The organism is Pseudomonas syringae group sp. 247E2 (genome assembly GCF_032587795.1).
Lineage (GTDB): Bacteria > Pseudomonadota > Gammaproteobacteria > Pseudomonadales > Pseudomonadaceae > Aquipseudomonas > Aquipseudomonas amygdali.
On sequence record NZ_JAWHPK010000037.1, the window covers coordinates 46,390 to 69,361 of the forward strand.

A 22,972-nucleotide genomic window follows, 5' to 3' on the forward strand; every position below is an offset into this window, starting at 1 on the left:
GAAAAACCGGAGCAACTGCATGAGTCATCACGACCGAACCCACGTAATAGAAACATTTCTGCAACAGGTACGTATCATCCATCAGCGCGGCGTAGACCGTAAGGCCCTGACTGAAATCGTTGCGCTGCTGGAGACCCTGGCCGAGCGTCACGACCTGTTCAATTTCAGCGAGTTTCCCGCACCGGTTCCGGGGGAGGGCGATACTGCGTTCCGCTATCGTCTTAACGACGATGGGGAAACCCCGACGCTGTACATGAATTCGCTGCTGCCCGGTAAAAGCACGTTGCCGCACAACCATGAAACCTGGGCAGTGATCGTTGCGGTACAGGGCCAGGAAATCAATTACGTGTGGGCCCGTACCGATGATGGAAGCGATCCGGCCTTTGCCCGGCTGAAACTGGAAAAAGAAGTGGTGGTTCAGCCGGGCACGCCGATTTCGTTCCTGGGTGAAGACCTGCACGGCATCAAGGTCGAAGGCGATCAGCCGACCTTGCATTTCCACCTCTACGGGCGTCCGCTGGAATCGCTCAACGGCCGTTATGGAGTCAACCAGGAGGGGCGCGTGCTCAATTACAACGCTTCACAGATGGCACCTTCAATTCAGGCGTATTGAGCCGACGCCGCCTGCGTTCAGCGTTGTTTCCCTTCAATTCAAACGAGCCACCCAATGAGCCAGATCATCACCCCGGCGCAACTTCAACAATGGCTGTTCGACGGTCAGGAAATTGCCCTGTTCGACGTACGAGAGCACGGCCAGTATGGCGATGCGCATTTGTTTCACGGGGTAACGCTGCCCTACAGCCGTCTTGAACTGGACATCCGTCGTCTGGCACCCAACCCCAATGTCCGGTTGGTGATTTACGATCAGACAGGTAGCGACGTAGCGCCGCGCGCAGCCTTGCGCCTTGTTGCGTCGGGATACTGCAACGTACACCTGCTTGAGGGCGGTGTGCAGGGCTGGCAAGCGTCGGGGCGACAATTGTTCGCCGGTGTGCATGTGCCGTCCAAGGCATTTGGCGAGTTGGTCGAGCAGGTCAGCCATACCCCGCACGTCACTGCCACCGAGCTGGCGCAGTGGCAGGCGAGTGGCGAGCCGTTGGTGGTGCTGGACGGTCGGCCGTTTGACGAATACCGCAAGATGACCATCCCCGGTTCCGTGTGCTGCCCCAACGGCGAGCTGGGTTATCGCATCCCGGAACTGGTCAGTGATGAAAGCACGCCGATCGTCGTCAACTGCGCCGGGCGCACGCGCAGCATTATCGGTGCCCAGACCCTGATCGAGATGGGCGTGAAGAACCCCGTCTATGCTCTGGAAAACGGCACTCAAGGCTGGTATCTGGCCGATCTGCAACTGGAGCACGGCAGCGTGCGGCGTTACCCGGATCAGGTCGCGCCTGCGGCATTACCCCGTCAGCGCAGCGCTGCCGAGTCGCTGGCAAAACGGGCTCAGGTACACACCGTGACCGCCGAACAGGTCAGGCGCTGGGCGCAGGATTCAGCGCGCAGTCTGTTCCTGTGTGATGTGCGCAGCGCTGAAGAGTTTGCCGCAGGCAGCCTGTCCGGTGCGCGGCACACACCGGGTGGGCAGCTCATCCAGGCCACTGATCTGTACATCGGGGTGCGTAACGCGCGGCTTGTGTTGCTGGACTCCGACGGCATTCGCGCACCGATTGTGGCGAGCTGGCTCAGACAACTGGGGCATGACGCTTGTGTGCTGGCTGACGGTGTCGACAGCGGGTTGTCATTGCCCACGACGTTGCCGGATGTGACGGTCAGCGACGTGTTTACCGTTGAGGTGCCTGCCATCGGCGTACAGGCACTGGCGGATGCGCTGAAAGACGCTGCGGTGGCACTGATCGACCTGCGTTCAAGCACGCGCTATCGGAAGGCCCGTATCGATGGCGCGCGCTGGTCGATTCGTCCGTTGCTGGCCAGTGCTCTGGACTTTGAAACGAGGCCGGTTGTGTTGGTGGCCGACGACCCGATGATTGCGCAACTGGCCGTGCAGGAACTGCCGTTTGCGCAGCGCCAGCAAGTTCGCCTGCTCGAAGGCGGAGTTGATGCCTGGCAGGCAGCCGGGTTGCCGATGAGTGAGGGCAAGGCGAGTCTGGCCGATGAGCAATGCATCGACTTTTTGTTCTTTACCCACGATCGACATTCAGGCAACAAGGATGCTGCACGTCAGTACCTGGCTTGGGAAATCGGCTTGCTGGGGCAAATGACCGACGAGGAGATCGCTGGCTTTAAGCCATTGCAGCCCGACCATGCAATCGGCAAGGAGCGTGACCCGCTGGTGCGCACCCGCCTGGTGCATGCCGCACGCACGGTCAAGGGCAGCGGCGTGCGTGGCGTGAATGTGCCGGTCACGCGCTTGAGCACGGTGCTGTTCGACAGCCTGAGCGAGATGCGCGATGTACGTAAACGTCGCGACAGCGAGCGCTTGTTGAGTTATGGCGCGCGGGGCAACCCCACAGGCTTCGCTCTGGAAGATCTGGTCACAGAACTTGAAGGTGGTTATCGCACCCGGCTGTTCAGCAGTGGCCTGGCTGCGGTGGCGCAGACGTTTCTGGCCTATCTGCGTCCCGGTGATCATGTGCTGTTGACCGATGCGGTCTACTCGCCGGTGCGGCGCGTGGCGCAGGAGTTCCTGCAACCCTTCGGCATCGAAGTCAGTTATTACGCTGCCGATGGCCAGGGGCTGGAAGCGCAACTGCAGGACAACACGCGAATGGTCTACGCCGAGGTGCCGGGTTCGCTGCTCTACGAGCTGTGCGACCTGCCGGCGCTGGCTGGCCTTTGCCGACCCCGCGGCATTCTTCTGGCGGTGGACAACACTTGGGGCAGCGGCTACCTGTACCAACCACTGCAACTGGGCGCGGACATTTCGATCATGGCCCTGACCAAATACCTGTGCGGCCATAGCGATGTGGTGATGGGCAGTGTCTGTACGCGTGAAGAGGTCTGGTCACCGCTGGGGCGGATGGGCGACACCCTGGGCAACGCGGTCAGTCCCGATGATGCCTGGCTGATACTGCGTGGCGCACGCACTCTGGCTTCACGCATGGATGTTCATGAGCGTCAGGCGCTGGACGTAGCGGTGTGGCTCGCTGCGCACCCTCAGGTCGGCCGGGTTTTTCATCCGGGTCTGCCCGAGCATCCGCAGCATTCGCTGTGGAAACGCGATTTCAACGGCAGCAACGGCTTGCTATCGTTCGAATTGCGTGACGACAATCCCGCGCTGGCAGAGCGATTTATCAGCGCTTTGCAGCTGTTCGGTCTGGGGGCTTCGTGGGGCGGTTATGAAAGTCTGGTTACGGTTGCCGAACTGGGTAATCGGCAAGGCGAGCAGGGCAGCCAACTCAATACCGTGTTACGTCTGCACATAGGGCTGGAAGATGTGTCGGCGCTGATAGAGGATTTGCAGCGAGGATTTGACGCTTGTCTGGAGGTACAATCTCGCATGAATGTTATTTAATAACATTTTCGTGACTGGTATGTAATACTGTAACAAATAGTTGCAGGTTACTTTCGCGTGAAAACTCCTTTTGCCTCGATAGCAGGCTCCGTGCTGGCCCAATCGGCCTGGAAGCGGGTCCTGTTTTCTCTTGCGGTGCTGATATTGCTCTGGCTGGCCATCGGCTGGTCGGTGGCCATTCCATGAGTGCAGCCATTGCTCTGGAAAACCTTACTGTGGCCTATGAGCGCCGCCCGGCGGTGCACCACATCAGCGGGCGGTTCGAGGCGGGCAGCCTGACGGCCATCGTCGGGCCGAACGGGGCGGGTAAATCGACCTTGATCAAGGCCATCGCTGGCACCATGAAGCCTGCGCAGGGGCGCGTCGACCGTGGCCGCCTGGCGACCCGCACGATCGGCTACCTGCCCCAGGCCGCAGAAATCGATCGCAGTTTTCCGCTGAGCGTTGCCGATACCGTTTCGATGGGCGCCTGGCACAGCATCGGGCCGTTTCGCAGCCTGACACGCAATCATGCGCGACTGACCGGGGAAGCGCTGAGCACGGTCGGCCTGGAGGGTTTTGAAGGGCGCAGCGTCGGTTCGTTGTCGTCCGGCCAGTTCCAGCGGGTGCTGTTTGCCCGATTGCTGTTGCAGGATGCTTCTGTGATTCTGCTCGACGAGCCATTTACCGCCATCGACGCACGCACCACCCGTGATCTGCTGGAGCTGGTGCGCGCCTGGCATGGGCAGGGGCGCACAGTGATCGCGGTCCTGCACGATATCGAACAGGTTCGTCAGCACTTTCCGCAAACCCTGCTGATGGCCCGTGAAGCCATTGCCTGGGGCGAAACCTCGCAAGTGCTCAGCGCCGCCAACCTGCGCAAGGCGCGCAACATGGCCGAGTACTGGAGCCCGGACGCCTTGCTGTGCGATAGCGAGGACGAGCGCTCATGATGCTCTATAGCCTGGTCGTCGAGCCCTTTATCGAATTCGGCTTCATGCGCCGCGCGCTGGTGGCATGTCTGGCACTGGGGATTGGTTCCGGGCCGGTGGGCGTGCTGTTGATGCTGCGCCGTATGAGTCTGGTGGGCGATGCCATGAGCCATGCGGTGCTTCCCGGCGCGGCGGTGGGCTTCATGGTCGCCGGTCTGTCGTTGCCCGCGATGGGCTTCGGCGGGCTGATCGCCGGGCTGGCAGTGGCTTTGCTGTCAGGGCTGGTGAGCCGACTGACCTCGCTGCGTGAAGACGCCAGTTTTGCCAGTTTTTACCTGACCTCTCTGGCGGCCGGAGTGCTGATCGTTTCGCTGCATGGCTCCAGTGTCGACCTGCTGCATGTGCTGTTCGGCACCATTCTGGCCATTGATGACACGGCTATCTATATGGTCGGCAGCATTGCTTCCTTCACGCTGATTCTGTTGGCAGTGATCTACCGCCCCTTGGTGCTGGAATGCTTCGATCCTGGCTTTCTGCGTGCGGTCGGCGGACGCGGCTCGCTGTACCACGTGTTGTTCCTGCTGCTGGTGGTGCTGAACCTGGTCGCAGGTTTTCAGGCGCTGGGCACCCTGATGGCCGTGGGCATGATGATGCTGCCGGCAACCGCGGCACGTTTCTGGACCAACTCGCTGAGTGGCCTGATGGTGATTTCGACACTGCTGGCGACCTTGTCAGGCCTGATCGGCCTGATCGTTTCCTACCACCTTGGCGTCGCCTCGGGCCCGGCCATCGTGCTTACCGCCAGTGCGTTCTACGGTCTCTCCCTGTTGTTCGGACGCACGGGAATCGTGCGCCGACTGTTTCCCAAACCTCACCTGGCTAACTGAAAAGGTACGTCATGAAACGATTGATGGTGTTGAGTTCCATAGCTGCACTGGCGCTGTCTGCGTTCGCCAGCCTGGCCCAGGCCAAACCGCTGGAAGCCGTCGCGTCGTTCACGGTCATCGCGGACATGGTCAGTACGGTCGGCGGCGACCGTGTTCACGTAAAGTCCCTGATCGGCCCGAACGGCGACCCGCATGTCTACGAGCCAACGCCAAGTGATGCTCAGGCATTGAAAAATGCCGACCTGGCGTTTGTCAGTGGCCTGCATCTGGAAGGCTGGATGGATCGTCTCATCAAAGCGTCGGGCTACAAGGGCAAGCCGGTAGTGCTCTCTGAAGGGATCAAGACCCGCAGCATGGACGAAGATGGCAAGCGTATTGTCGACCCGCACGCCTGGAACAGCGCCGCCAACGGGGTGATTTATGTGCGTAACATTATCGCCGCGCTGAAGAAAGCCGACCCGGAAGGAGCAAGCGAGTATCAAGCCAATGGCGATCGCTACATCGTCGAGCTGCAACAACTGGACATTTACGCCCGCGATCAGATTCATTCGATTCCGGCCGCCAAGCGCAAGATCCTCACTTCTCATGATGCGTTCGGCTACTTTGGCGATGCCTATGGCGTGACTTTCCTGTCACCGTTGGGCTTGTCTACCGAATCGGAAGCGTCGGCAGCTGATGTCTCGAAACTGATTCGTCAGATCAAGGCCGAGCATGTCAGTGCCTACTTCTTCGAAAACTCCAGCGACCCGCGTCTGGTCAAGCAGATTGCCGAAGCCAGTGGTGCCCAGCCAGGCGGTGAGCTGTACGTCGAAGCCTTGTCGCCAGCCGACGGCCCTGCGTCAACCTACGCGAAGATGTTCCGTTACAACGTCGATACCCTGACTGCGGCAATGAAGCGCAATCAGTAACCTCGAGAGTCGCCAGCCCCTGGGTTTCAGGGGCTGGGCGACTTCAACGTCCCTAGTTATTGAGAAACTTGAACACGGTGGTCTGGGTGTAGGCTTTGCCTGGGTCCAGTCGTGTGCTGGGGAATTTTGGCTGATTGGGCGCATCAGGATAGTGCTGGGTCTCCAGGGTAAAGGCACCCCAGTGCGGGTAGACCTTGCCCGCCTTGCCATGAATGCTGCCATCCAGGAAGTTGCCGGTATACAGCTGTACGCCTGGCTCTGTGGTGAACAGCTGCAGCCTGCGTCCTGATTGCGGGTCGCTGACCTCGGCGGCCAGTTTCTTCACATCACCCTTAGTGTCGAGTACCCAGTTGAAATCAAAACCGCCTTGTTTGGGTTCGGCATATTTCAACTGCTGGTGATCATCCTTTATGTGCTTGCCGAACGCGGTGGGCTTGAGGAAGTCCATTGGCGTGCCCGCGACGGCAGGCAGTTCGCCGGTCGGGATCAGCTTGTCGTTGACCGGTGTGTAGTGCGAAGCGTGCAGGGTGGCGACCTGTTTGAGTACATCACCGCTGCCTGCACCCGCCAGGTTGAAATAGCTATGGTTGGTCAGGTTCAGCACTGTCGGCTTGTCAGTGGTGGCGCGGTAGTCAATCTTCAGCTCGTTTTTCTCATTCAGGCTGTAAGTGACTTCAGTTTTCAATGTGCCCGGAAAGCCCATCTCGCCATCCGGCGACACGTAGGTCAGCTTCACGCCGACCGAATCACCGGTCTTGGTTTCTTCTGCCTTCCAGAGTCGTTTGTCAAAACCCTGAGTGCCGCCGTGCAGGGCATTGGTCTTGTCGTTGAGCGGGACCTGGTAGGTCTTGCCATCCAGGCTGAACTTGCCGCCTGCCAGGCGGTTGCCGAATCGGCCGATGGTCGCGCCGAAATAAACCGTGCCGTTGTTCTGATAGCCCTGAACATCGTCGAAGCCCAGGACGATGTCCTCGACCTTTCCGGCCTTGTCAGGCACCAGCAGCGATTGCAGCGTCGCGCCGTAGGTGATGATGCTGGCCTGCACGCCGTGACTGTTGCGCAGGGTGAATTTCTCGACGGCAGTGCCGTCGGGCAGTTGGCCGAAAGTGCTGTGCTCGCTGGAGAGTGCCGCGGCCTGTGCAGTCAAGGTGCTGATCATCAAGGACAGTCCAAGGGTGCTGAGGAGAGCATGTGTTTTCATCTGATCTGCCTGCTTTTATTTTTATTGGTAAGACTATTTGATCGGATTAAAGCCGATGCATGGATTTATAGCCTATAAAATGCCACTTGAAAAATAAATTGTAATACTATTTAGTAGTGCCAGCTTCACTGAAGCCGGTCGATCCGCTGGATGCCTGCGAAACCGGTCGACTGGGCACGCAGGTTGGACAAGACTGCGACGCAAACATCCAAAAAGTGCCTTTACAACAATAACAAAGGACATTTTTCATGAACTGGCTGCCCGTTTCCGAGCACCGTTTCAAGCTTGCCGAGGGCCCCTTCTGGGATGCCGCAGAGCAGGCCTTGTACTGGGTCGACATTGCCGGTTTTCTGGCTTGTCGGCTGGTTGCCGGGGAGTATCGCCAATGGCGCATGCCCGAGCCGGTGTCTGCGTTTATACCGACCGAGCAGGGCGACGCACTGGTGACTCTGGCCAGCGGCGTGTATCGCCTGGACCTCACATCTGAAAAAACTTCACCGGCGTTGTTTTGCGTCGCAGACCCGACCCCTGGCAATCGCGCCAATGAGGCCCGTTGTGACGCGCGTGGCCGCCTGTGGCTGGGCAGCATGCAAAACAATATCGATGCCGAAGGCGAAGACGTGCCTTTGGTCCGTCGTTCGGGCGGGCTGTTCCGGGTTGAACCCGACGCCCGCGTGACGCGTTTGCTGGACGGGCAGGGGATCGTCAATACCCTGCTGTGGAATACCGACGGCAGCGTGCTGTACAGCGCCGATACCCTCGACGAAGTGATCTACCAATACCCTGTGCAGGAAGATGGCTCGCTGGGACCACGTCAGGTATGGGCGGCCGAGCAGGGCCAGGGTTCGCCCGACGGCTCGGCAATGGATGCCGAAGGTTATGTATGGAACGCGCGCTGGGGAGGCAGTTGCCTGATCCGCTTTGCCCCCGACGGCAGTGTCGACCGGGTCATCGAGCTGCCCGTCAGCCATCCCACCAGTTGTGTGTTCGGTGGTCCTGACCTGGAGACACTGTATGTCACCAGTGCAGCGCCTGCCGATGCTCATGGACGGCTCGATGGCGCGGTGCTGATGGCGCATGTCGGCGTCAAAGGAACGCTGTGTCAGCGCTTCAGCGGTTGAAAAAAATGCCGCGCCGTCGCCTTTTCTGCGGTGGCGTCGCGGTGGGAAATGCAGGAGTGACATTCGGTTACATAGCGGTCATTCATTATATGGTATGACTATTTAATCGGTTCTCGGACGCCTCCGCGTTTGCAACCGCCACCTCGCTGAACGCTGTAGCTATTCAATAAAAATAAGGAGTTAGCTATGTTGAGTCGTCACGGGATTCGTTCCCTGTGCTGTGCCGCCGTCACCACCGCCATTCTGGGCATGAGTGGCATCACCTCCGCTGCTGATGAAGTCAAAATCGGCTTTCTGGTCAAACAGGCTGAAGAGCCATGGTTCCAGACCGAATGGGCGTTTGCTGAAAAGGCAGGCAAGGAGCATGGTTTTACCGTGCTCAAGATTGCCGTGCCAGATGGTGAAAAGACCCTTTCCGCTATCGACAGCCTGGCCGCCAACGGTGCCAAGGGCTTTGTGATCTGCCCGCCTGATGTCTCTCTGGGCCCTGCAATCGTGGCCAAGGCCAAGGCGCTCGGTTTGAAAGTCATGGCCGTGGACGATCGTTTTGTCGACGCCAACGGCAAATTTATGGAGGACGTGCCGTATCTGGGCATGGCAGCCTTTGAAGTGGGCCAGAAGCAAGGTGCCGCGATGGCCACCGAAGCGAAGAACCGCAAGTGGGATGAGGGCGGGTGGAAAGGCACCTACGCGATCATCAACACTTACAACGAGCTCGACACCGGTAAGAAACGCACTGACGGTTCGGTGAAGGCGCTAGAGGAGGCCGGTTTGCCGAAAGATCACATCCTGTTCACCGCGCAGAAAACTCTTGATGTACCAGGCAGCATGGACGCCACCAACTCGGCGCTGCCAAAACTGCCTGGCGATGCGAAAAACCTGATCATCGGCGGCATGAACGACAACACTGTTCTGGGGGGCGTACGCGCGACGGCGAGCAATGGTTTCAGCGCGAAAAACGTTATCGGGATCGGCATCAACGGCACCGATGCCATTGATGAGCTGAAGAAAAAAGAGAGTGGCTTCTTTGGCTCCATGCTGCCAAGCCCGGACAAGGAAGGCTACAACACCGCGCTGTATATGTATAAGTGGGTCACCGAGGGCGTTGAACCGCCTAAATATACCGCTATGGACGATGTGACACTGATCACCCGCGCCAACTTCCAGGAAGTATTGACCAAGATCGGTCTGTGGAAGTGAGTTGACTGGGGGGCCTGATTTTCAGGCCCCTCACACGTGCGAGGAGGTTGGTTTCATGCAACAGGCTATCGAGCAAACATCCATAAACGGTGCCTTGCGCTTCAATGGCATCGGCAAGGTCTTCCCCGGCGTAAAGGCGCTTTCGGACATCAGCTTCGAAGCGCGCCCCGGCAGTGTTCACGCCTTGATGGGCGAGAACGGTGCCGGTAAATCCACGCTGCTGAAAATCCTCGGCGGCTCTTATCAGCCCAATAGCGGCACCTTGCAGATCGGTGAGCAGAGCTACCAGTTCAAATCCACCGCCGAGAGTATTGCGGCGGGTGTGGCGGTGATTCACCAGGAATTGCATCTGGTGCCGGAAATGACCGTCGCCGAGAACCTGCTGCTTGGGCACATGCCCAATCGTTTCGGTTTGATCAATCGTGGCGCGATGTACCGTCGGGCAGGTGAGCTGCTCAAAGGCCTGGCTGACGAAATCGACCCGCGCACTCGCCTGGGTGATCTTTCACTGGGCCAGCGGCAATTGGTGGAGATCGCCAAGGCCATGTCACGCAATGCGCACGTCATCGCCTTTGACGAACCCACCAGCAGCCTGTCGGCACGTGAAATTGACCGGTTGATGGCGATTATCGTGCGGCTGCGCGACGAGGGGCGGGTGATTCTCTACGTGTCTCATCGCATGGAAGAAATCTTCCGTGTCTGTGATGCCGTAACAGTGTTCAAGGACGGTCGTTTTGTAAAAACCTTTGAGCAGATGGCTGATCTGGATCATGACCGGCTGGTGACCTGCATGGTCGGCCGGGATATTCAGAACATCTACAATTATCGTCCGCGCCAGCATCAAGGGCCTAGCCTGCGAGTGACCGGGTTACTGGGGCCGGGGCTGCACGAACCCGTGAGTTTTGCCGTAGAGAAAGGTGAAGTGCTGGGTTTCTTCGGGCTGGTGGGCGCCGGGCGTACCGAGCTGTTCCGTCTGCTGTCGGGGTTGACGCGCAGCACGGCAGGCACGTTGCAGCTGGACGGCAAGCCATTGACGCTCAAGTCCCCACGCGATTCGATCGAAGCAGGCATTCTGCTCTGCCCGGAGGACCGCAAGAAGGAAGGTATCGTGCCGCTGTCCAGCGTCGCGGAGAACATCAACATCGGTGCACGGCCCCGGCATGTGAATCTCGGCTGCCTGATTCAGGGCCGCTGGGAGCGCGACAACGCACGCAGCCAGATCAAGTCGATGAACGTCAAGACACCATCGCCTGAGCAACAGATCATGTTCCTCTCCGGCGGCAATCAGCAGAAGGCGATTCTCGGTCGCTGGCTGTCGATGCCGATGAAGGTCCTGTTGCTGGACGAGCCCACCCGCGGGATTGACGTCGGTGCCAAGTCCGAGATCTACGAGATCATTCACAACCTGGCCGCCGACGGGATTGCGGTCATTGTGGTGTCCAGTGACCTGATGGAAGTCATGGGTATTTCCGACCGCATTCTGGTGATGAGCGAAGGCGCGATCACTGGTGAACTCAACCGCGATGAGGCTGATGAATCGCGACTCCTGCAATTGGCTCTGCCTCGCACGCGCAGCTGATAACCGGTCCCCTGACCATGAACAATAATAAAGAGGTGCATATGTCTACCGAATCCAGCCTGCAGGCTCCCCGTCAGGGCATGAACCTGCGTCGTTTTGCCGATGACTGGGTGATGCTCCTGGCTGCCGTGGGAATCTTCCTGCTGTGCGCCGTGTTCATCGACAACTTCATGTCACCGCTGAACATGCGGGGGCTAGGCCTTGCGATTTCCACCGTGGGCATTGCTGCCTGCACCATGCTCTTTTGTCTGGCGTCCGGGCACTTCGACCTTTCGGTCGGTTCGGTGTTGGCCTGTTCCGGGGTCATCGCCGGGATTGTTATCCGCGACACCGACAGCGTGTTTCTCGGTGTTTCCGCCGCGCTGGCGCTGGGGCTGGTGGTTGGTCTGATCAATGGCATCGTGATTGCCAAGCTGCGCATCAATGCCCTGATCACGACCCTGGCGACCATGCAGATCGTGCGCGGCCTTGCGTATATCTTCTCCAACGGCAAGGCCGTCGGCGTCTCCAACGAGGACTTCTTCATCTTCGGCAACGGCCAGATATATGGCGTACCAGTGCCGATCCTGATCACCATCGCCTGTTTCATATTCTTCGGCTGGTTGCTCAACTACACCACCTACGGGCGCAACACCATGGCCATCGGTGGCAACCAGGAAGCTGCATTGCTGGCGGGTGTGCATGTCGATCGCACCAAGATCATCATCTTCGCGGTTCACGGGCTTGTCGGGGCACTGGCTGGCGTGGTGCTGGCTTCGCGTATGACCTCCGGGCAGCCAATGATCGGTCAGGGCTTCGAGCTGACCATTATCTCGGCTTGCGTACTGGGCGGTGTTTCGCTGAGCGGCGGCATCGGCATGATCCGCCATGTAATCGCTGGTGTGCTTATTCTGGCGATCATCGAGAATGCGATGAACCTGAAGAATATCGATACGTTCTACCAATACGTGATTCGCGGCACGATTCTGTTGCTGGCGGTGATCATCGACCGACTGAAACGTCGCTGAACCGGCGCGGCGCTGGCTTCAATGAACCAGCGCCGTTACTTCACAGCGGATTCAATCCCTTCTCGCGCTTCATCTGCGTGACCAATGTAAAACGGTCTTCGGGGTGGACTGTCTCTGACACGACCATCACGACGCCCGCGTCATCACGGTACTGACGCAGAATTTTCAGCCCCGGCGAACCTGCCTCCGCATTCAGGCTTCTGGCGATTTCAGCCGTCAACAGTACGGCACGTACTTGCTGGTCGATCACTTCGATATGGCGGCCAAAATGCTGCTCGATCAGCGCGGCGATCAGCTCGCCGGGCTGCTCGCGTGCCAGCTCTATGACTTCGCTGTAGATATCCTGAGCGTAAACGTCGGTCCAGCATAACGGCGCAAGCACGTTCTGGCAGTCGACCCTGATGCTCGACACGCAAAAGTAATGCTCCCCCGGTGTCAGCCCCAGTCGACGCGCTTGGGCAATGTCTGCGACGAAATGGCGGACGTTCTGGATGCTGCGCACCTGGGTTTCAGCCAGGTGCGCCAGGTCTGCGACGGTCGCCAGTGACTGCGAGTATCCACCTCTGGGCGATGCCGATTCGACCCGCGTACCGACACGCTTACGCCGTGACACCAGGCCCTGAGTCTGCAGTTGTGTGATTGCCGCGCGCACGGTATGGCGACTGACTGCGTAAAGCTCGCACAGCTCGAACTCGGTCGGCAGCAGTGAGCCGACCGGGTAGCGACCGCTGGCAATCGCCTCTATCAGGTCTCTGGCAACCACTGCGTAACGTGTTTCGTTCATGCCTTCTGTCAGCTCTGTGGCTTTAGCGAGTTGACAGTGTATCAGTGCGAGCGTAACAATTATGTACGTACATATTAAATATGTACGATCAATAACAACATAATCAGGACCTCGCTCATGTCCAGCACTGTTTTTGACTCCGCTCTGTTTCGCGATATGTTCGGTACCGCCGAAATGCGCGCCGTGTTCTCCGACAAATCGCTCATCGAACGTTACATCGAAGTAGAAGTGGCACTGGCCCGCGCCGAAGCCCGTTGCGGAGTGATTCCTGCCGCCGCCGCCGAACAGATCGCTGCGCTGGCCACCTACGAGTCGCTTGATCTGGTACTGATGCAGCATGAAACCGAGATTGTCGGTTATCCCATCCTGCCGCTGGTGGAGCAGCTGTCCAAAACCTGCGGCGACGCTGGCCGTTACGTGCATTGGGGCGCGACCACCCAAGACATCATGGACACCGCCGTGGTGCTGCAGGTGCGTGCTGCACTGGTTATCGTCGAGCGTGATATTCAGGCCGTGCGTGGCCTGCTTGCTGACCTGGCATTGCGTTATCGCACTACGCCGATGGCGGGGCGTACCCACTTGCAACACGCGCTGCCGATTACTTTCGGATACAAATGTGCGGTGTGGCTGAGCATGTTCGACCGCCACGCAGAGCGTCTGGTGGAATTGCGCCCGCGTGTTGAAATCGGCCAGTTTGCCGGAGCGGCCGGTACGCTGGCGTCCTTGGGCGAAAAGGGACTGGACGTGCAGCAAGCGCTGATGGACGAGCTGCAACTGGGCGTGCCGCAGGCTACCTGGCATGTGGCGCGTGACGGCCTTGCGGAAACACTCAACTTCCTGGGCCTGGTCACCGGCTCGCTCGGCAAGATTGCACTGGACGTCATGATGATGATGACCAGCGAGCTGGGTGAGGTGTACGAACCCTTCGTCAAGGGGCGGGGCGCCAGCAGCACCATGCCGCAGAAGCGCAACCCCATTTCCTGTGAACTGATGTACGCCGCCGCCAAGGGCGTACGCCAGCACGCCGGGCTTATGCTCGATGCCATGATTCAGGATTTCGAGCGCTCCACAGGCCCTTGGCAAGCCGAGTGGATCGCCATTCCAGAAGCTTTCGCCCTCAGCGCAGCGTCTCTGGGGCAGGCGAAATTCATGCTGGCCGGGCTTGAGGTGCGCACCGAACGGATGCGTCAGAACCTGGACATGACTCAGGGGCTGATCGTTGCCGAAGCCGTGATGATGGGCCTCGCGCCAGCGCTCGGCCGTCAGGTTGCCCACGACGTTGTTTATGCCGCCTGCCGCATGGCCAACGATCAGCGCATCAGTCTGCTGGATGCGTTGTTGGCGCAAGGCGAGGCCACGGCGCAACTGGATATCGAAGAGCTCAAGCGTCTGACCGACCCGGCCAACTACTTGGGCCTTGCGCCGCAAATGGTGGACATCGCCCTGGCGCGTCCGGGGGCCGTGAAGCGTTGAGTCATCTTGCTCCGGGCGCTGCCCGGCGCGATCAGTCCTGCAGCCGCTCTTAATAACAACAACGAGATCGCAGACATGTCTTCATTCAGCAAAAAACCGTTCTACAGGGACCTGACGTTTCAGGTCGTCGCTGCCATGCTGTTGGGCATCGCCTTTGGCTTTATCGCCCCCGAGCTGGCTGCCAAATTCAAGATCCTTGGCGACATCTTTCTCAAACTGATCAAGACCGCCGTCGCGCCGCTGGTATTTTTCACCGTGGTGCACGGCATTGCTTCGGCGGGCGATATCAAGCGTGTCGGCAAGGTCGGGCTGCGCGCATTGATCTACTTCGAAGTGGTGTCGACCATCGCTCTGGCCATCGGCCTGCTGTGGGGCAATCTGCTGCAGATCGGCTCGGGTATGCATGACGCCCATCCGAGCAGCGCAACGGCTGCCGCATCGGCCGCGGCGGTTGCCAAGGGGCATGCACCGACGTCGACCATGGACTTCATCTACGGCATCTTCCCCGACAATTTCGTCGGCGCATTTGCCGGTGGTCAACTGTTACAAGTGCTGGTGATTTCCGTACTCTTCGGCTTTGCCCTGCTGGCACTCAAGGAGGAGCGCCGGGCCGTGATCGAAGAAGGTCTGAGCCGGATTTCCGAATGTTTCTTCGAGTTCATCAACCTGATCATGAAGTTCGCGCCGCTGGGCGCATTCGGTTCGGTGGCCTATGCAGTGGGCAGCAACGGCACCGCGGTGCTCATGTCGCTGGCCAATCTGGTGTTGATGTTTTACCTGTGCATCGCGTTTTTCATCTTCGTCGTACTGGGCATCGTCTGCCGTATTTCCGGCTTCAGCCTGTGGCGATTCCTCAAGTACATCAAGGACGAAGTCTTCATTGTGCTGGGCACTGCTTCCTCGGAAAGCGCCTTGCCGCGCCTGTTGCAGAAACTGGAGAAATTCGGCTGCTCGAAACAGAGCGTCGGCCTGGTGTTGCCTACCGGTTATGCATTCAACCTGGACGGTACGTCGATCTACATGTCGTTGTGCGTGCTGTTTATCGCCAACGCCTATGGCGTACCGCTGAGCTGGGAGCAACAGCTGGGCATCCTCGCGATCATGCTGGTGACTTCCAAGGGCGCGGCGGCGGTATCGGGTGGCAGTTTCGTGGTATTTGCCGCCACCGTGACAGCCATTGGCGTGCTGCCGGTCGAGGGCCTGGCGTTGCTGTTCGGCGTCTACCGGTTCATGTCCATGGCCATCGCGACCTGTAACACCATTGGTAACAGTGTGGCGACGGTGGTGGTGTCCAAATGGTCTGGCGAGTTTGCCGAGCAGACTGCTCGTAGTGAATATCACCGGGTGCTGGGGCGTAAACTGGAGGCTGCGCTTTGATGATGCCTGCCGCGGAATTCACTGAACACGCGTGCACTGGATAACCGCGCGGTGGCCTGGACGTCGAGGGTTCACGCTTGTTGCGCTGTCTGAGTCCGGAAATCCAGCTCCGCTCGGGTGCCTAGCGTCGGCATCGACTCCAGGGTCAGCGTCCACCGAAATCGTTCGCAGATGCGCCGCACCAGAAAAAGCCCCAGGCCTTTCCCGGTGCCCGCTCTGGTCGAGTTTCTCAGCAGAGACAGGTAATGGAGGGACGCCTGCGCAGTGTCGAAGCCTTCGCCCGAGTCGGTCACGCTCAATACACCGTCCTTGAGGCGCACGGTGATTGTTCCGTCATAGGTGTTTTCGGCAGCGTTACGCAACAGGTTGCCGATGGCAATGCGTAACATCGCCTCGGGCACTTGCAGGCAAAGCGTCTGGTGGATGTGCACCGAAAACTGCACGGGTTTGCCGTCCAGAAGGTGTTGGTGGTCCTTGACCAGGCCTGGCAACAGGCGGTCCAGCTCGACGGGGTCGTCCGGCGCTGAGGACATGGGCTCGCGCGACAAATACAGCAGCGCGACCATGATCTCGGTCAGGTTATCCACGGTTGCCCGCATGCGTTGAATCGGTGGCGCTGCACACGCGGGTAGCGCTTGCCTGGCCAGCACATCCAGCGCGCCGCTGATCACCGCGATCGGCGTACGAAACTCATGACTGGCCTGATCGAGAAGGGCGCGTTCCCGGGCCATGAATTGCTCGACCCGTTCCAGATGTGCGTTTATACCGCAGGCAATGTCTTTGAGTTCTTCCTGGTCGTATTGCACTGGCAGGCGTTGCGAAAGGCTTTCCGGATCGAGTTGCTTCATGCCTAGCGCAAGCGCCTGAACCGGGCGGTGCAGGCGCACGTATAGCCAGGCGATTACGGCAATGATCAGTATCAGGTTCATGATCAGAAAAATGCCACCGATCAGCGCGATGAGGTTCTGCTCCTGCTCCAGATCACTGATGTCGATTGCTGCTACCAAGCGTTCATTGCCCAGCGACGTCACCAGCACGGCATAGTCGGGATCGGTGAAACTCGAAGCCCTTCGATCCATATCGCCCTCGTTGTAGAAGCCTGGGGCGAGTGAAGCCAGTAAGGGCGGCATGCCGGGCGCGGGCGTTTCGCCCGACAGTCTCCAGACCTGAATCCTTCCGGCTTTCTGTGGCGCTGGCTGCAGCGAGTTTTCGAGAGCATTGTTTGTCGCAGTTTCAAGCAGCTCTTTCCAGATCGGGTGATCGACGAGTTCCTGGCTCATGAACGCCTGAGTGGTCAGGCCGATGGTCATCAACAGCCCGAAGCCGAGCAGAATTGCACTGATCAGGCGATGCAGGCTGCCTCGACGACCGGGAAGATTGATCATGGGCACACGCACAGGCGAAAACCGACGCCCGGCACCGTGTGGAGTAGCTTTTGCCGGTTGACCCGGTCGCCATCGATGGTCTTTCTGAGTAAATGCATGTGCGAGCGCAGCAGGTCGCCGTCGGGCACGCTGTCGCCCCAGATGAGCGACTCCAACTGTGCGCGCGTCACGACGTTTGGAGAGTTGCGCATCAGAACTTCCAGCAGGGTTCGTCTTATCGGCGAGAAGGGTAACGGGACGCCGCCACGCATGATGGTTTGGGTGCTCAGGTCGAAGCACAGATCGGCGACTTCCAGCACCTGCCGTACATCCGAGCGCTTGTGGCTGCGTGCGGCCAGCACCCGCAAACGAATTTCCAGTTCAGGCAGAGCCAGTGGTTTGACGATGTAATCGTCCGCGCCCGATTCAAAGCCTTGCAGCTTGTCGTCCAGTTGATCCTTGGCGGTCAGCAACATCACCGGCACCGGATTGCGCAGTTCAGTGCGCAGATGACGCAGGAGACTGATGCCGTCCATACGCGGCATCATCCAGTCCAGCACAATGACGTCGTAATGGTTTTCGGTAATCAGGCGCATCGCGGACTTGCCGTCGGGTGCGGCATCCAGAGTGTGTCCGCATGCTTCCAGGTAGTCGAACATGTTGGCGGCCAGCGCCAGGTTGTCTTCGACGATTAATACACTCAGTGACCGTTCGATCATAATGGGCTCACAGTGAGTCAACTCCAGGCGCTGCACAGACAGTTTTCGGCATCAGAACTTTCTCGAAATACCGATGAACATCGAGGTAGAGCTGTCGGTATCATGCTCTACCAGCGGGCTGTCGCTCAGTTCATCCGGCAGGGCGCTGTAGCGCAGGTTACCCGAGACTTCCCACTGTTTGCCCAAGGGTTGGGAAAAACCCAGACCGACATAGGAAACCGTAGCGCTGCCAGGACGGTATCGGGCAATCCCGCGTTGCTCTTCTTCTTTCAGCGTGCCGTAATAGTAATCCACCAGGTTGCCGGACATATGGGTAACACCGATGTTGGGTTTGAAGCGCGTTTGGCCCCAGTTGAAGGGGTACGCATATTCGAGGTTCATCGAGTAGCCGTCGCTCGCACCGCTGATGTCATTTCTGGCGACCGCTTCAAGCTGCCCTGCAGTGCCACGCAGTTTGGCTACCAGCCCTGCGTCGATACCATTGTCGCGGTCTTCCAGCAGATCGCTGTTGATGCCGTTTCTGGCCAGTTCGCGGCGACCAAAGTCGTCACGGTCAATGCCGTCCATCTGCAAGGCGAGAATGGCATCTAGGGAGAACGATCCGGTGTTGATCAGGTGGTAACCCGCGGTTACACCTTTCACGTAAAAGCGCTCGCCTTCATAGTTGATCAACGGGATCGGATTGACCTGTGTACCGACACCGGCATAAGGGCTTTTGCTGATTGCAGCGCCCAGGCCCAGGCTGAAATCACCCGGCTCGGCATGGGCGAACTGCAACGACAGGGCAGGCAAGGCAACAACGGTCAGCGCGGGAAGGAAAAGCGGTTTCATGGCGGCGGCTCTCTGAGTGATCTTTCTGACGTGCATCAGTGTGCGATGGCGTGTGTCGTCTGCATGTCGCTGTCAGTGATCTGGCCACGTGTAACGCTCATCCTGCTCAGACAGCTCTCTATTGCCGCACCTTTGCTTTAGCCGGGCAGGCGCTGAAAAATGCTGGCTATGCGTCGAAAGCTGGTATTCATTCCTGCCATCATCTATCAGTTGGCGCGGCCCACTTCCTTGCAATCAGGCCTGAAAAGATAGTTTTCAAGCAAAGTCACTACCTCTTGAACGAATCCTGGTTGTGCGAGGAGCTTCGGCCGATCAGCTGTGACAGTGTGGATAATTGCGTGTACAGCGATACCCATCAGATAGATCGAGAGATCCGGATCAGGAACATTCTTCATAAATGGCCTTAGCACCTGAGCAAACTGGTGTTGTAGAGCATCCTTATCGTCCTCCAGCTGCCGGATCGTACGTGGCAATTCCTCATGAATAGCCTTGTGCAGGGCCGGCGCAACACGATGCTCAGCGACAATCATCTCGATGATCATGGTCAGTGCCTCTCGAAGCGACGGCTGATCAGGCAGAACCTGTAACGCGTTGAGCAGATCTGTGCGCGTGTCGGCGGCGTGCCGTCTCTGTAATTCAGCGATGACTGCTTCTTTGTTCGGGAAAAACTGGTACAGCGAGCCGATGTTCACGCCTGCGCGTTCAGCAATCGCGTTGGTCGTCAGTCCCTCCCAGCCGACCTTGGTCAAAATGTAAGTCGCCGCTTGAATAATTGCGTCAACTGTCGCGCGAGAACGCGCCTGAGCCGGGATTTTCCTGGGGTTGACGGGTGTTCGGCTTTTACTCACGGGCAGCTCCAGAACATGAGTTTTTAAAATATAAGCTTTAACTTACGATTTGAATTGTGACAACACAACGTTGATCACGAATCGAGAACTCATGACCATGAACACACAGGAATATTTACTTCCCTGGGATGGCTTTCAGGCAGCCAATCGCTTTCGCCGGGCCATACGCAAATTCAACTCGAACCCCATTGTCCCTGGCGACATTCAGTTGCTGCTTGCAGAAGCAGCCTATGCCCCCTCCAGCGGGAACATGCAGCCTTATCAACTGCACTGGGTCCGCGATCCTGGGCTCAAAGCGAATTTGGCGGTCGCTTGCAACGGCCAGAAAGCTGCAGCATCAGCGGCCGAGCTCATCGTGATCGTGGCGAGTCCTGCGCTGGGGTTGCGTACAGCCAACGCACAACTTGACCACGTTGAAGGTTCGTCTGTGTTGGGAACAGATTCGAAGGCCTACTACCGCAAACAGATAGGTATGTTTCAGAAGGTTCTCGGAGTGGGATCTTCTGTCTTGTGGTCGCCGATTGTTGCGCTTGCAGCTCTGATCCGACCGACCCTCTCGCTACTCCCCATCGGCCATATCGGCGGTCGGCAATGGGCGGCACGCAATGCCATCTTCGCAGCTCAAACCATCATGCTTGGCGCAGCCGCGAAGGGCATCGATACGTGCCCGATGGAAGGATTTTCAGGCGCGAAAGTTGCCAAACTTCTCCAGCTGCCACGTGGTGCCGTCATACCGCTGGTTATCGCTCTTGGCTATCGAGCAGACGATGCGAGAATCGAAGAGCGGTGGCGCAATCCGATTTCAGACATCGTCGTTACACACTGAAGTAAAGCCTGACTCACGCGCGTGGCATGCATCACAAATGCCGTTCAGCGCGGGTGTGAAACCAGCACTGAACTGCCTAATCGGGTCAGTCCATAAAGCGCGGCTCCGACAGCGAGCATCATGCCGGCACGCAACCAGGTTTCAGGGCCTTGCTGGGTCAGCAAAAGCAGGCAGGAAAGAATCGCCAATACCGGAATGACCCAGTGAACCTGAAAATGGCCGGCTTCGACCTTGTCGCGCTTGAGCACCAGAACCGCGATATTGACGCTGAGAAACACGAACAGCAGCAATAACACCACGGTTTCAGCGAGCGTGGTGAGGGTGCTGGTAAAGGACAGCGCGATGGCAACCACTGTGGTTGCGAAAATGGCCACGCCGGGTGTGCGCCGTTGAGGCAGAACCGAGCCCATCACCGCGGGCAACAGCCCTTCACGAGCCATCCCGAAGGTCAGTCTGCTGGCCATGATCATGGTCAGCAGTGCGCCATTGGCAACCGCAATCAGCGCGATCACCGCGAACCATGGGGCAGGTATCCCCAACCCTGAAGCACTGACGACATCCATCAGCGGGGCCTGCGAAGCTTTCAACTGTTCGACGGGCAGCACCATGGCCGCGCCCACGCCGACCAGCATGTAAACCATGCCTGCAATGAGCAGTGCACCGAATAGCGCCCGTGGATAAACCCTGCGCACATCCTTGATCTCTTCGGCCAGGTTGGCAGACGTTTCAAAGCCCACAAATGAATAAAATGCCAGTAGCGATGCGGCAAGAATCGCGGTGGCGGGTGAGTTAGTGTCCAGTTCGAATACACGTTGCGGCACACCATTGCCCTGACTGACGAACCAGACTGCGGCCGCAATCACCATCGCCAGCCCGCTCAGCTCAATCAGGGTCATTACCAGATTGGCCGACAACGACTCCTTGATGCCACGCGCATTCAACAGCGCAACAATCACCAGAAAGCCCACACATACCCACTGCGCCGGCCAGCTCACCAATGCCTGGAAATAGTCGCCGGCAAACGCGACCGCCAGCCCGGCCGCACTGGTGACACCTGCCGCCACCATGGAAAAGCCGACCAGAAACGACAGCAGTGGCTTGCCAAAGGCTTTTTCGGCGTACACCGCCGCACCGCCCGCACGAGGGTATTTAGTCACCAGTTCCGCGTAGGATGCAGCGGTCAGCAAGGCGAAGCACAGGGCAATCAGCAGGGGCGCCCAGATGGCTCCGCCGACACGTCCGGCGATGGTGCCTGCCAATGCATAGACGCCAGCACCCAGCACGTCACCGAGGATGAACAGTGTCAGCATCGGTGCCGTGATTGCCCGGCGCAGCGACGGAGTTTCGGGAGGAGTGGCCATGGTGAAAGAATCCTTTCTCGGCAGTTACAGGAGGTCTGTAAGGAAGATCGTGAGGGTCCGGGTAAATTCAACGTGATCGCGAGAGGCCCGGATCAGCGGTGCTTTTTGCCGGAACAGGCATTTGAATAACCACGGCACTTGAACATGCAGCATGAACCAAGAGGCTTTTTCAGGGTCCTATTCGGGCCTTGAAATTCATGGCGTGCCTTTTCCTTTTCGAGTCTGTGTTCATGCCTGAATCGCACCGTTATTTCTGGCGCATGTGCTTGTACCTCGTGCCTCTGCTGCCCATGTACGCCAGCCATGCCAGTGCCAGTGACGAGCGACAACTGGTCCAGGCCATTAACGATTTTCGGGGGCAACCTCAGCGCTGCGAAGCACGGATGACAAAAATCTCCAGGGCGCTGACGCTCAACACCAGCGTAGCGTTGCCGATCAATTTCGCTGGCAGTTCACGTGATGCGCTCAAGGCATCCGGTTACCAGGCGGTCACCGTCCGGACCATACGACTTGCGGGTGCGCAGAGCGCTGGTGAGGCGTTCGGCATGCTCGAAAAACGCTATTGCGGCGCTTTGCTTGACCCGCAATACGCCGACATCGGTATCACTCGCGAGCGTGGCGACTGGCGTGTGGTATTGGCGAAACCGTTGATCGACGAAAGCCTGGAAGATGCACGCTCGGCTGGCCGCATACTTCTGGCGCAGGTCAATGCCGCGCGAGCCAAGCCGCGCATGTGTGGCAAGCAGCCGTTTCCTTCGGCCAGACCGCTGAGCTGGAACACGACCCTGGAAACGGCTGCACAGGGGCACAGCCAGTCGATGGCCAGCGAGAATTACTTCACGCATCGCGGCTTTGATAACGACTCACCGGCAGATCGCGCCCGTGCGGCAGGTTACGGCGGACGGCAGATCGGTGAAAACATCGCAGCAGGGCAGAGCACCGTCAGCAAGGCAATGGCCAGCTGGCTGGCCAGCCCGGGACATTGCGCCAACCTGATGAACCCGATGTTTACCGAGGTCGGCGCGGCCTATGCGACGGCTACCAACGCCGATTACGGTGTGTACTGGACCATGCTGTTTGGCGCTCCCTGATCAACCGAA

Annotated in this window: 21 protein-coding genes; 14 read left to right on the top strand and 7 right to left on the bottom strand. The window is 58.7% G+C overall.

Annotation, left to right across the window (positions count from 1 at the left end):
- Positions 1–19 precede the first annotated feature (19 nt).
- From RYC18_RS25010 to RYC18_RS25035, 6 genes are read left to right on the top strand one after another with little or no spacing between them, the layout of a single operon-like run.
- Positions 20–613 (top strand): hypothetical protein, encoded by a 594-nt coding sequence (locus RYC18_RS25010; RefSeq protein ID WP_005744127.1) that lies wholly within the window; start codon positions 20–22, stop codon positions 611–613.
- A 54-nt stretch (positions 614–667) separates the two neighbouring features.
- Entirely contained in the window at positions 668–3,475 is a 2,808-nt protein-coding gene (gene metC, locus RYC18_RS25015; protein WP_316886977.1) for a cystathionine beta-lyase, read from the top strand.
- 57 nt (positions 3,476–3,532) lie between these two features.
- On the top strand, positions 3,533–3,661 hold the full coding sequence (locus tag RYC18_RS25020; protein ID WP_002553552.1) for a hypothetical protein: 129 nt from the start codon (positions 3,533–3,535) through the stop codon (positions 3,659–3,661).
- Positions 3,658–4,407, top strand: a complete 750-nt coding sequence (aztA, locus tag RYC18_RS25025) for a zinc ABC transporter ATP-binding protein AztA (protein ID WP_005733071.1) — start codon at positions 3,658–3,660, stop codon at positions 4,405–4,407. The genes RYC18_RS25020 and aztA overlap by 4 nt, the downstream gene beginning before the upstream one ends.
- Entirely contained in the window at positions 4,404–5,273 is an 870-nt protein-coding gene (locus RYC18_RS25030) for a metal ABC transporter permease (RefSeq protein ID WP_002553554.1), read from the top strand. Before aztA ends, RYC18_RS25030 begins: the two co-directional genes overlap by 4 nt.
- Positions 5,274–5,284: 11 nt before the next feature.
- A complete protein-coding gene (locus RYC18_RS25035) occupies positions 5,285–6,181 on the top strand; it encodes a metal ABC transporter substrate-binding protein (protein WP_011168621.1) in 897 nt (298 codons plus the stop codon).
- Positions 6,182–6,233: 52 nt separating this feature from the next.
- Here the strand turns inward: RYC18_RS25035 and RYC18_RS25040 are convergent, their stop codons facing one another.
- Positions 6,234–7,382, bottom strand: a complete 1,149-nt coding sequence (locus tag RYC18_RS25040; protein WP_005777696.1) for an aldose epimerase family protein — start codon at positions 7,380–7,382, stop codon at positions 6,234–6,236.
- A 248-nt stretch (positions 7,383–7,630) separates the two neighbouring features.
- Between RYC18_RS25040 and RYC18_RS25045 the strand changes: the two genes are divergently transcribed.
- From RYC18_RS25045 to araH, 4 genes are all read left to right on the top strand, one after another.
- Positions 7,631–8,503 (top strand): SMP-30/gluconolactonase/LRE family protein, encoded by an 873-nt coding sequence (locus tag RYC18_RS25045; protein WP_005777695.1) that lies wholly within the window; start codon positions 7,631–7,633, stop codon positions 8,501–8,503.
- A gap of 186 nt (positions 8,504–8,689) precedes the next feature.
- On the top strand, positions 8,690–9,703 hold the full coding sequence (locus tag RYC18_RS25050) for a substrate-binding domain-containing protein (RefSeq protein ID WP_004664986.1): 1,014 nt from the start codon (positions 8,690–8,692) through the stop codon (positions 9,701–9,703).
- A gap of 55 nt (positions 9,704–9,758) precedes the next feature.
- Entirely contained in the window at positions 9,759–11,282 is a 1,524-nt protein-coding gene (gene araG, locus RYC18_RS25055) for an L-arabinose ABC transporter ATP-binding protein AraG (protein WP_005757844.1), read from the top strand.
- A gap of 41 nt (positions 11,283–11,323) precedes the next feature.
- Positions 11,324–12,289: an L-arabinose ABC transporter permease AraH gene (araH, locus tag RYC18_RS25060; protein ID WP_004664988.1), complete on the top strand. Its 966-nt coding sequence runs from the start codon at positions 11,324–11,326 to the stop codon at positions 12,287–12,289.
- Between the two features lie 40 nt (positions 12,290–12,329).
- Here araH and RYC18_RS25065 read toward each other — a convergent pair whose 3' ends face one another.
- Entirely contained in the window at positions 12,330–13,073 is a 744-nt protein-coding gene (locus tag RYC18_RS25065) for a GntR family transcriptional regulator (protein WP_005744118.1), read from the bottom strand.
- A 117-nt stretch (positions 13,074–13,190) separates the two neighbouring features.
- Between RYC18_RS25065 and RYC18_RS25070 the strand changes: the two genes are divergently transcribed.
- Positions 13,191–14,546, top strand: a complete 1,356-nt coding sequence (locus RYC18_RS25070) for an adenylosuccinate lyase family protein (RefSeq protein ID WP_005744117.1) — start codon at positions 13,191–13,193, stop codon at positions 14,544–14,546.
- Between the two features lie 75 nt (positions 14,547–14,621).
- On the top strand, positions 14,622–15,923 hold the full coding sequence (gene dctA / locus RYC18_RS25075; RefSeq protein ID WP_316886978.1) for a C4-dicarboxylate transporter DctA: 1,302 nt from the start codon (positions 14,622–14,624) through the stop codon (positions 15,921–15,923).
- A gap of 71 nt (positions 15,924–15,994) precedes the next feature.
- On the opposite strand, the gene RYC18_RS25080 is transcribed toward dctA, so the two are convergent.
- The 4 genes from RYC18_RS25080 to RYC18_RS25095 form a co-directional block, all read right to left on the bottom strand.
- Positions 15,995–17,308 (bottom strand): sensor histidine kinase, encoded by a 1,314-nt coding sequence (locus tag RYC18_RS25080; protein WP_005744115.1) that lies wholly within the window; start codon positions 17,306–17,308, stop codon positions 15,995–15,997.
- Positions 17,305–18,006, bottom strand: a complete 702-nt coding sequence (locus RYC18_RS25085; protein ID WP_005744114.1) for a response regulator transcription factor — start codon at positions 18,004–18,006, stop codon at positions 17,305–17,307. The genes RYC18_RS25080 and RYC18_RS25085 overlap by 4 nt, the downstream gene beginning before the upstream one ends.
- Positions 18,007–18,057: 51 nt before the next feature.
- The gene (locus tag RYC18_RS25090; protein WP_005777678.1) at positions 18,058–18,837 is read right to left on the bottom strand and encodes a MipA/OmpV family protein; all 780 of its coding nucleotides are present in this window, start codon (positions 18,835–18,837) and stop codon (positions 18,058–18,060) included.
- A 206-nt stretch (positions 18,838–19,043) separates the two neighbouring features.
- Entirely contained in the window at positions 19,044–19,685 is a 642-nt protein-coding gene (locus tag RYC18_RS25095; RefSeq protein ID WP_005744111.1) for a TetR/AcrR family transcriptional regulator, read from the bottom strand.
- Positions 19,686–19,776: 91 nt separating this feature from the next.
- Between RYC18_RS25095 and RYC18_RS25100 the strand changes: the two genes are divergently transcribed.
- Positions 19,777–20,511 carry a nitroreductase family protein gene (locus RYC18_RS25100; protein ID WP_005744110.1) on the top strand — a complete coding sequence of 245 codons (735 nt, stop codon included), beginning with the start codon at positions 19,777–19,779 and terminating at the stop codon, positions 20,509–20,511.
- A gap of 44 nt (positions 20,512–20,555) precedes the next feature.
- On the opposite strand, the gene RYC18_RS25105 is transcribed toward RYC18_RS25100, so the two are convergent.
- Positions 20,556–21,872, bottom strand: a complete 1,317-nt coding sequence (locus tag RYC18_RS25105; RefSeq protein WP_005777675.1) for an APC family permease — start codon at positions 21,870–21,872, stop codon at positions 20,556–20,558.
- Between the two features lie 230 nt (positions 21,873–22,102).
- On the opposite strand from RYC18_RS25105, the gene RYC18_RS25110 reads away from it, so the two are divergent.
- Entirely contained in the window at positions 22,103–22,963 is an 861-nt protein-coding gene (locus tag RYC18_RS25110) for a CAP domain-containing protein (protein WP_410478388.1), read from the top strand.
- Positions 22,964–22,972 lie beyond the last annotated feature (9 nt).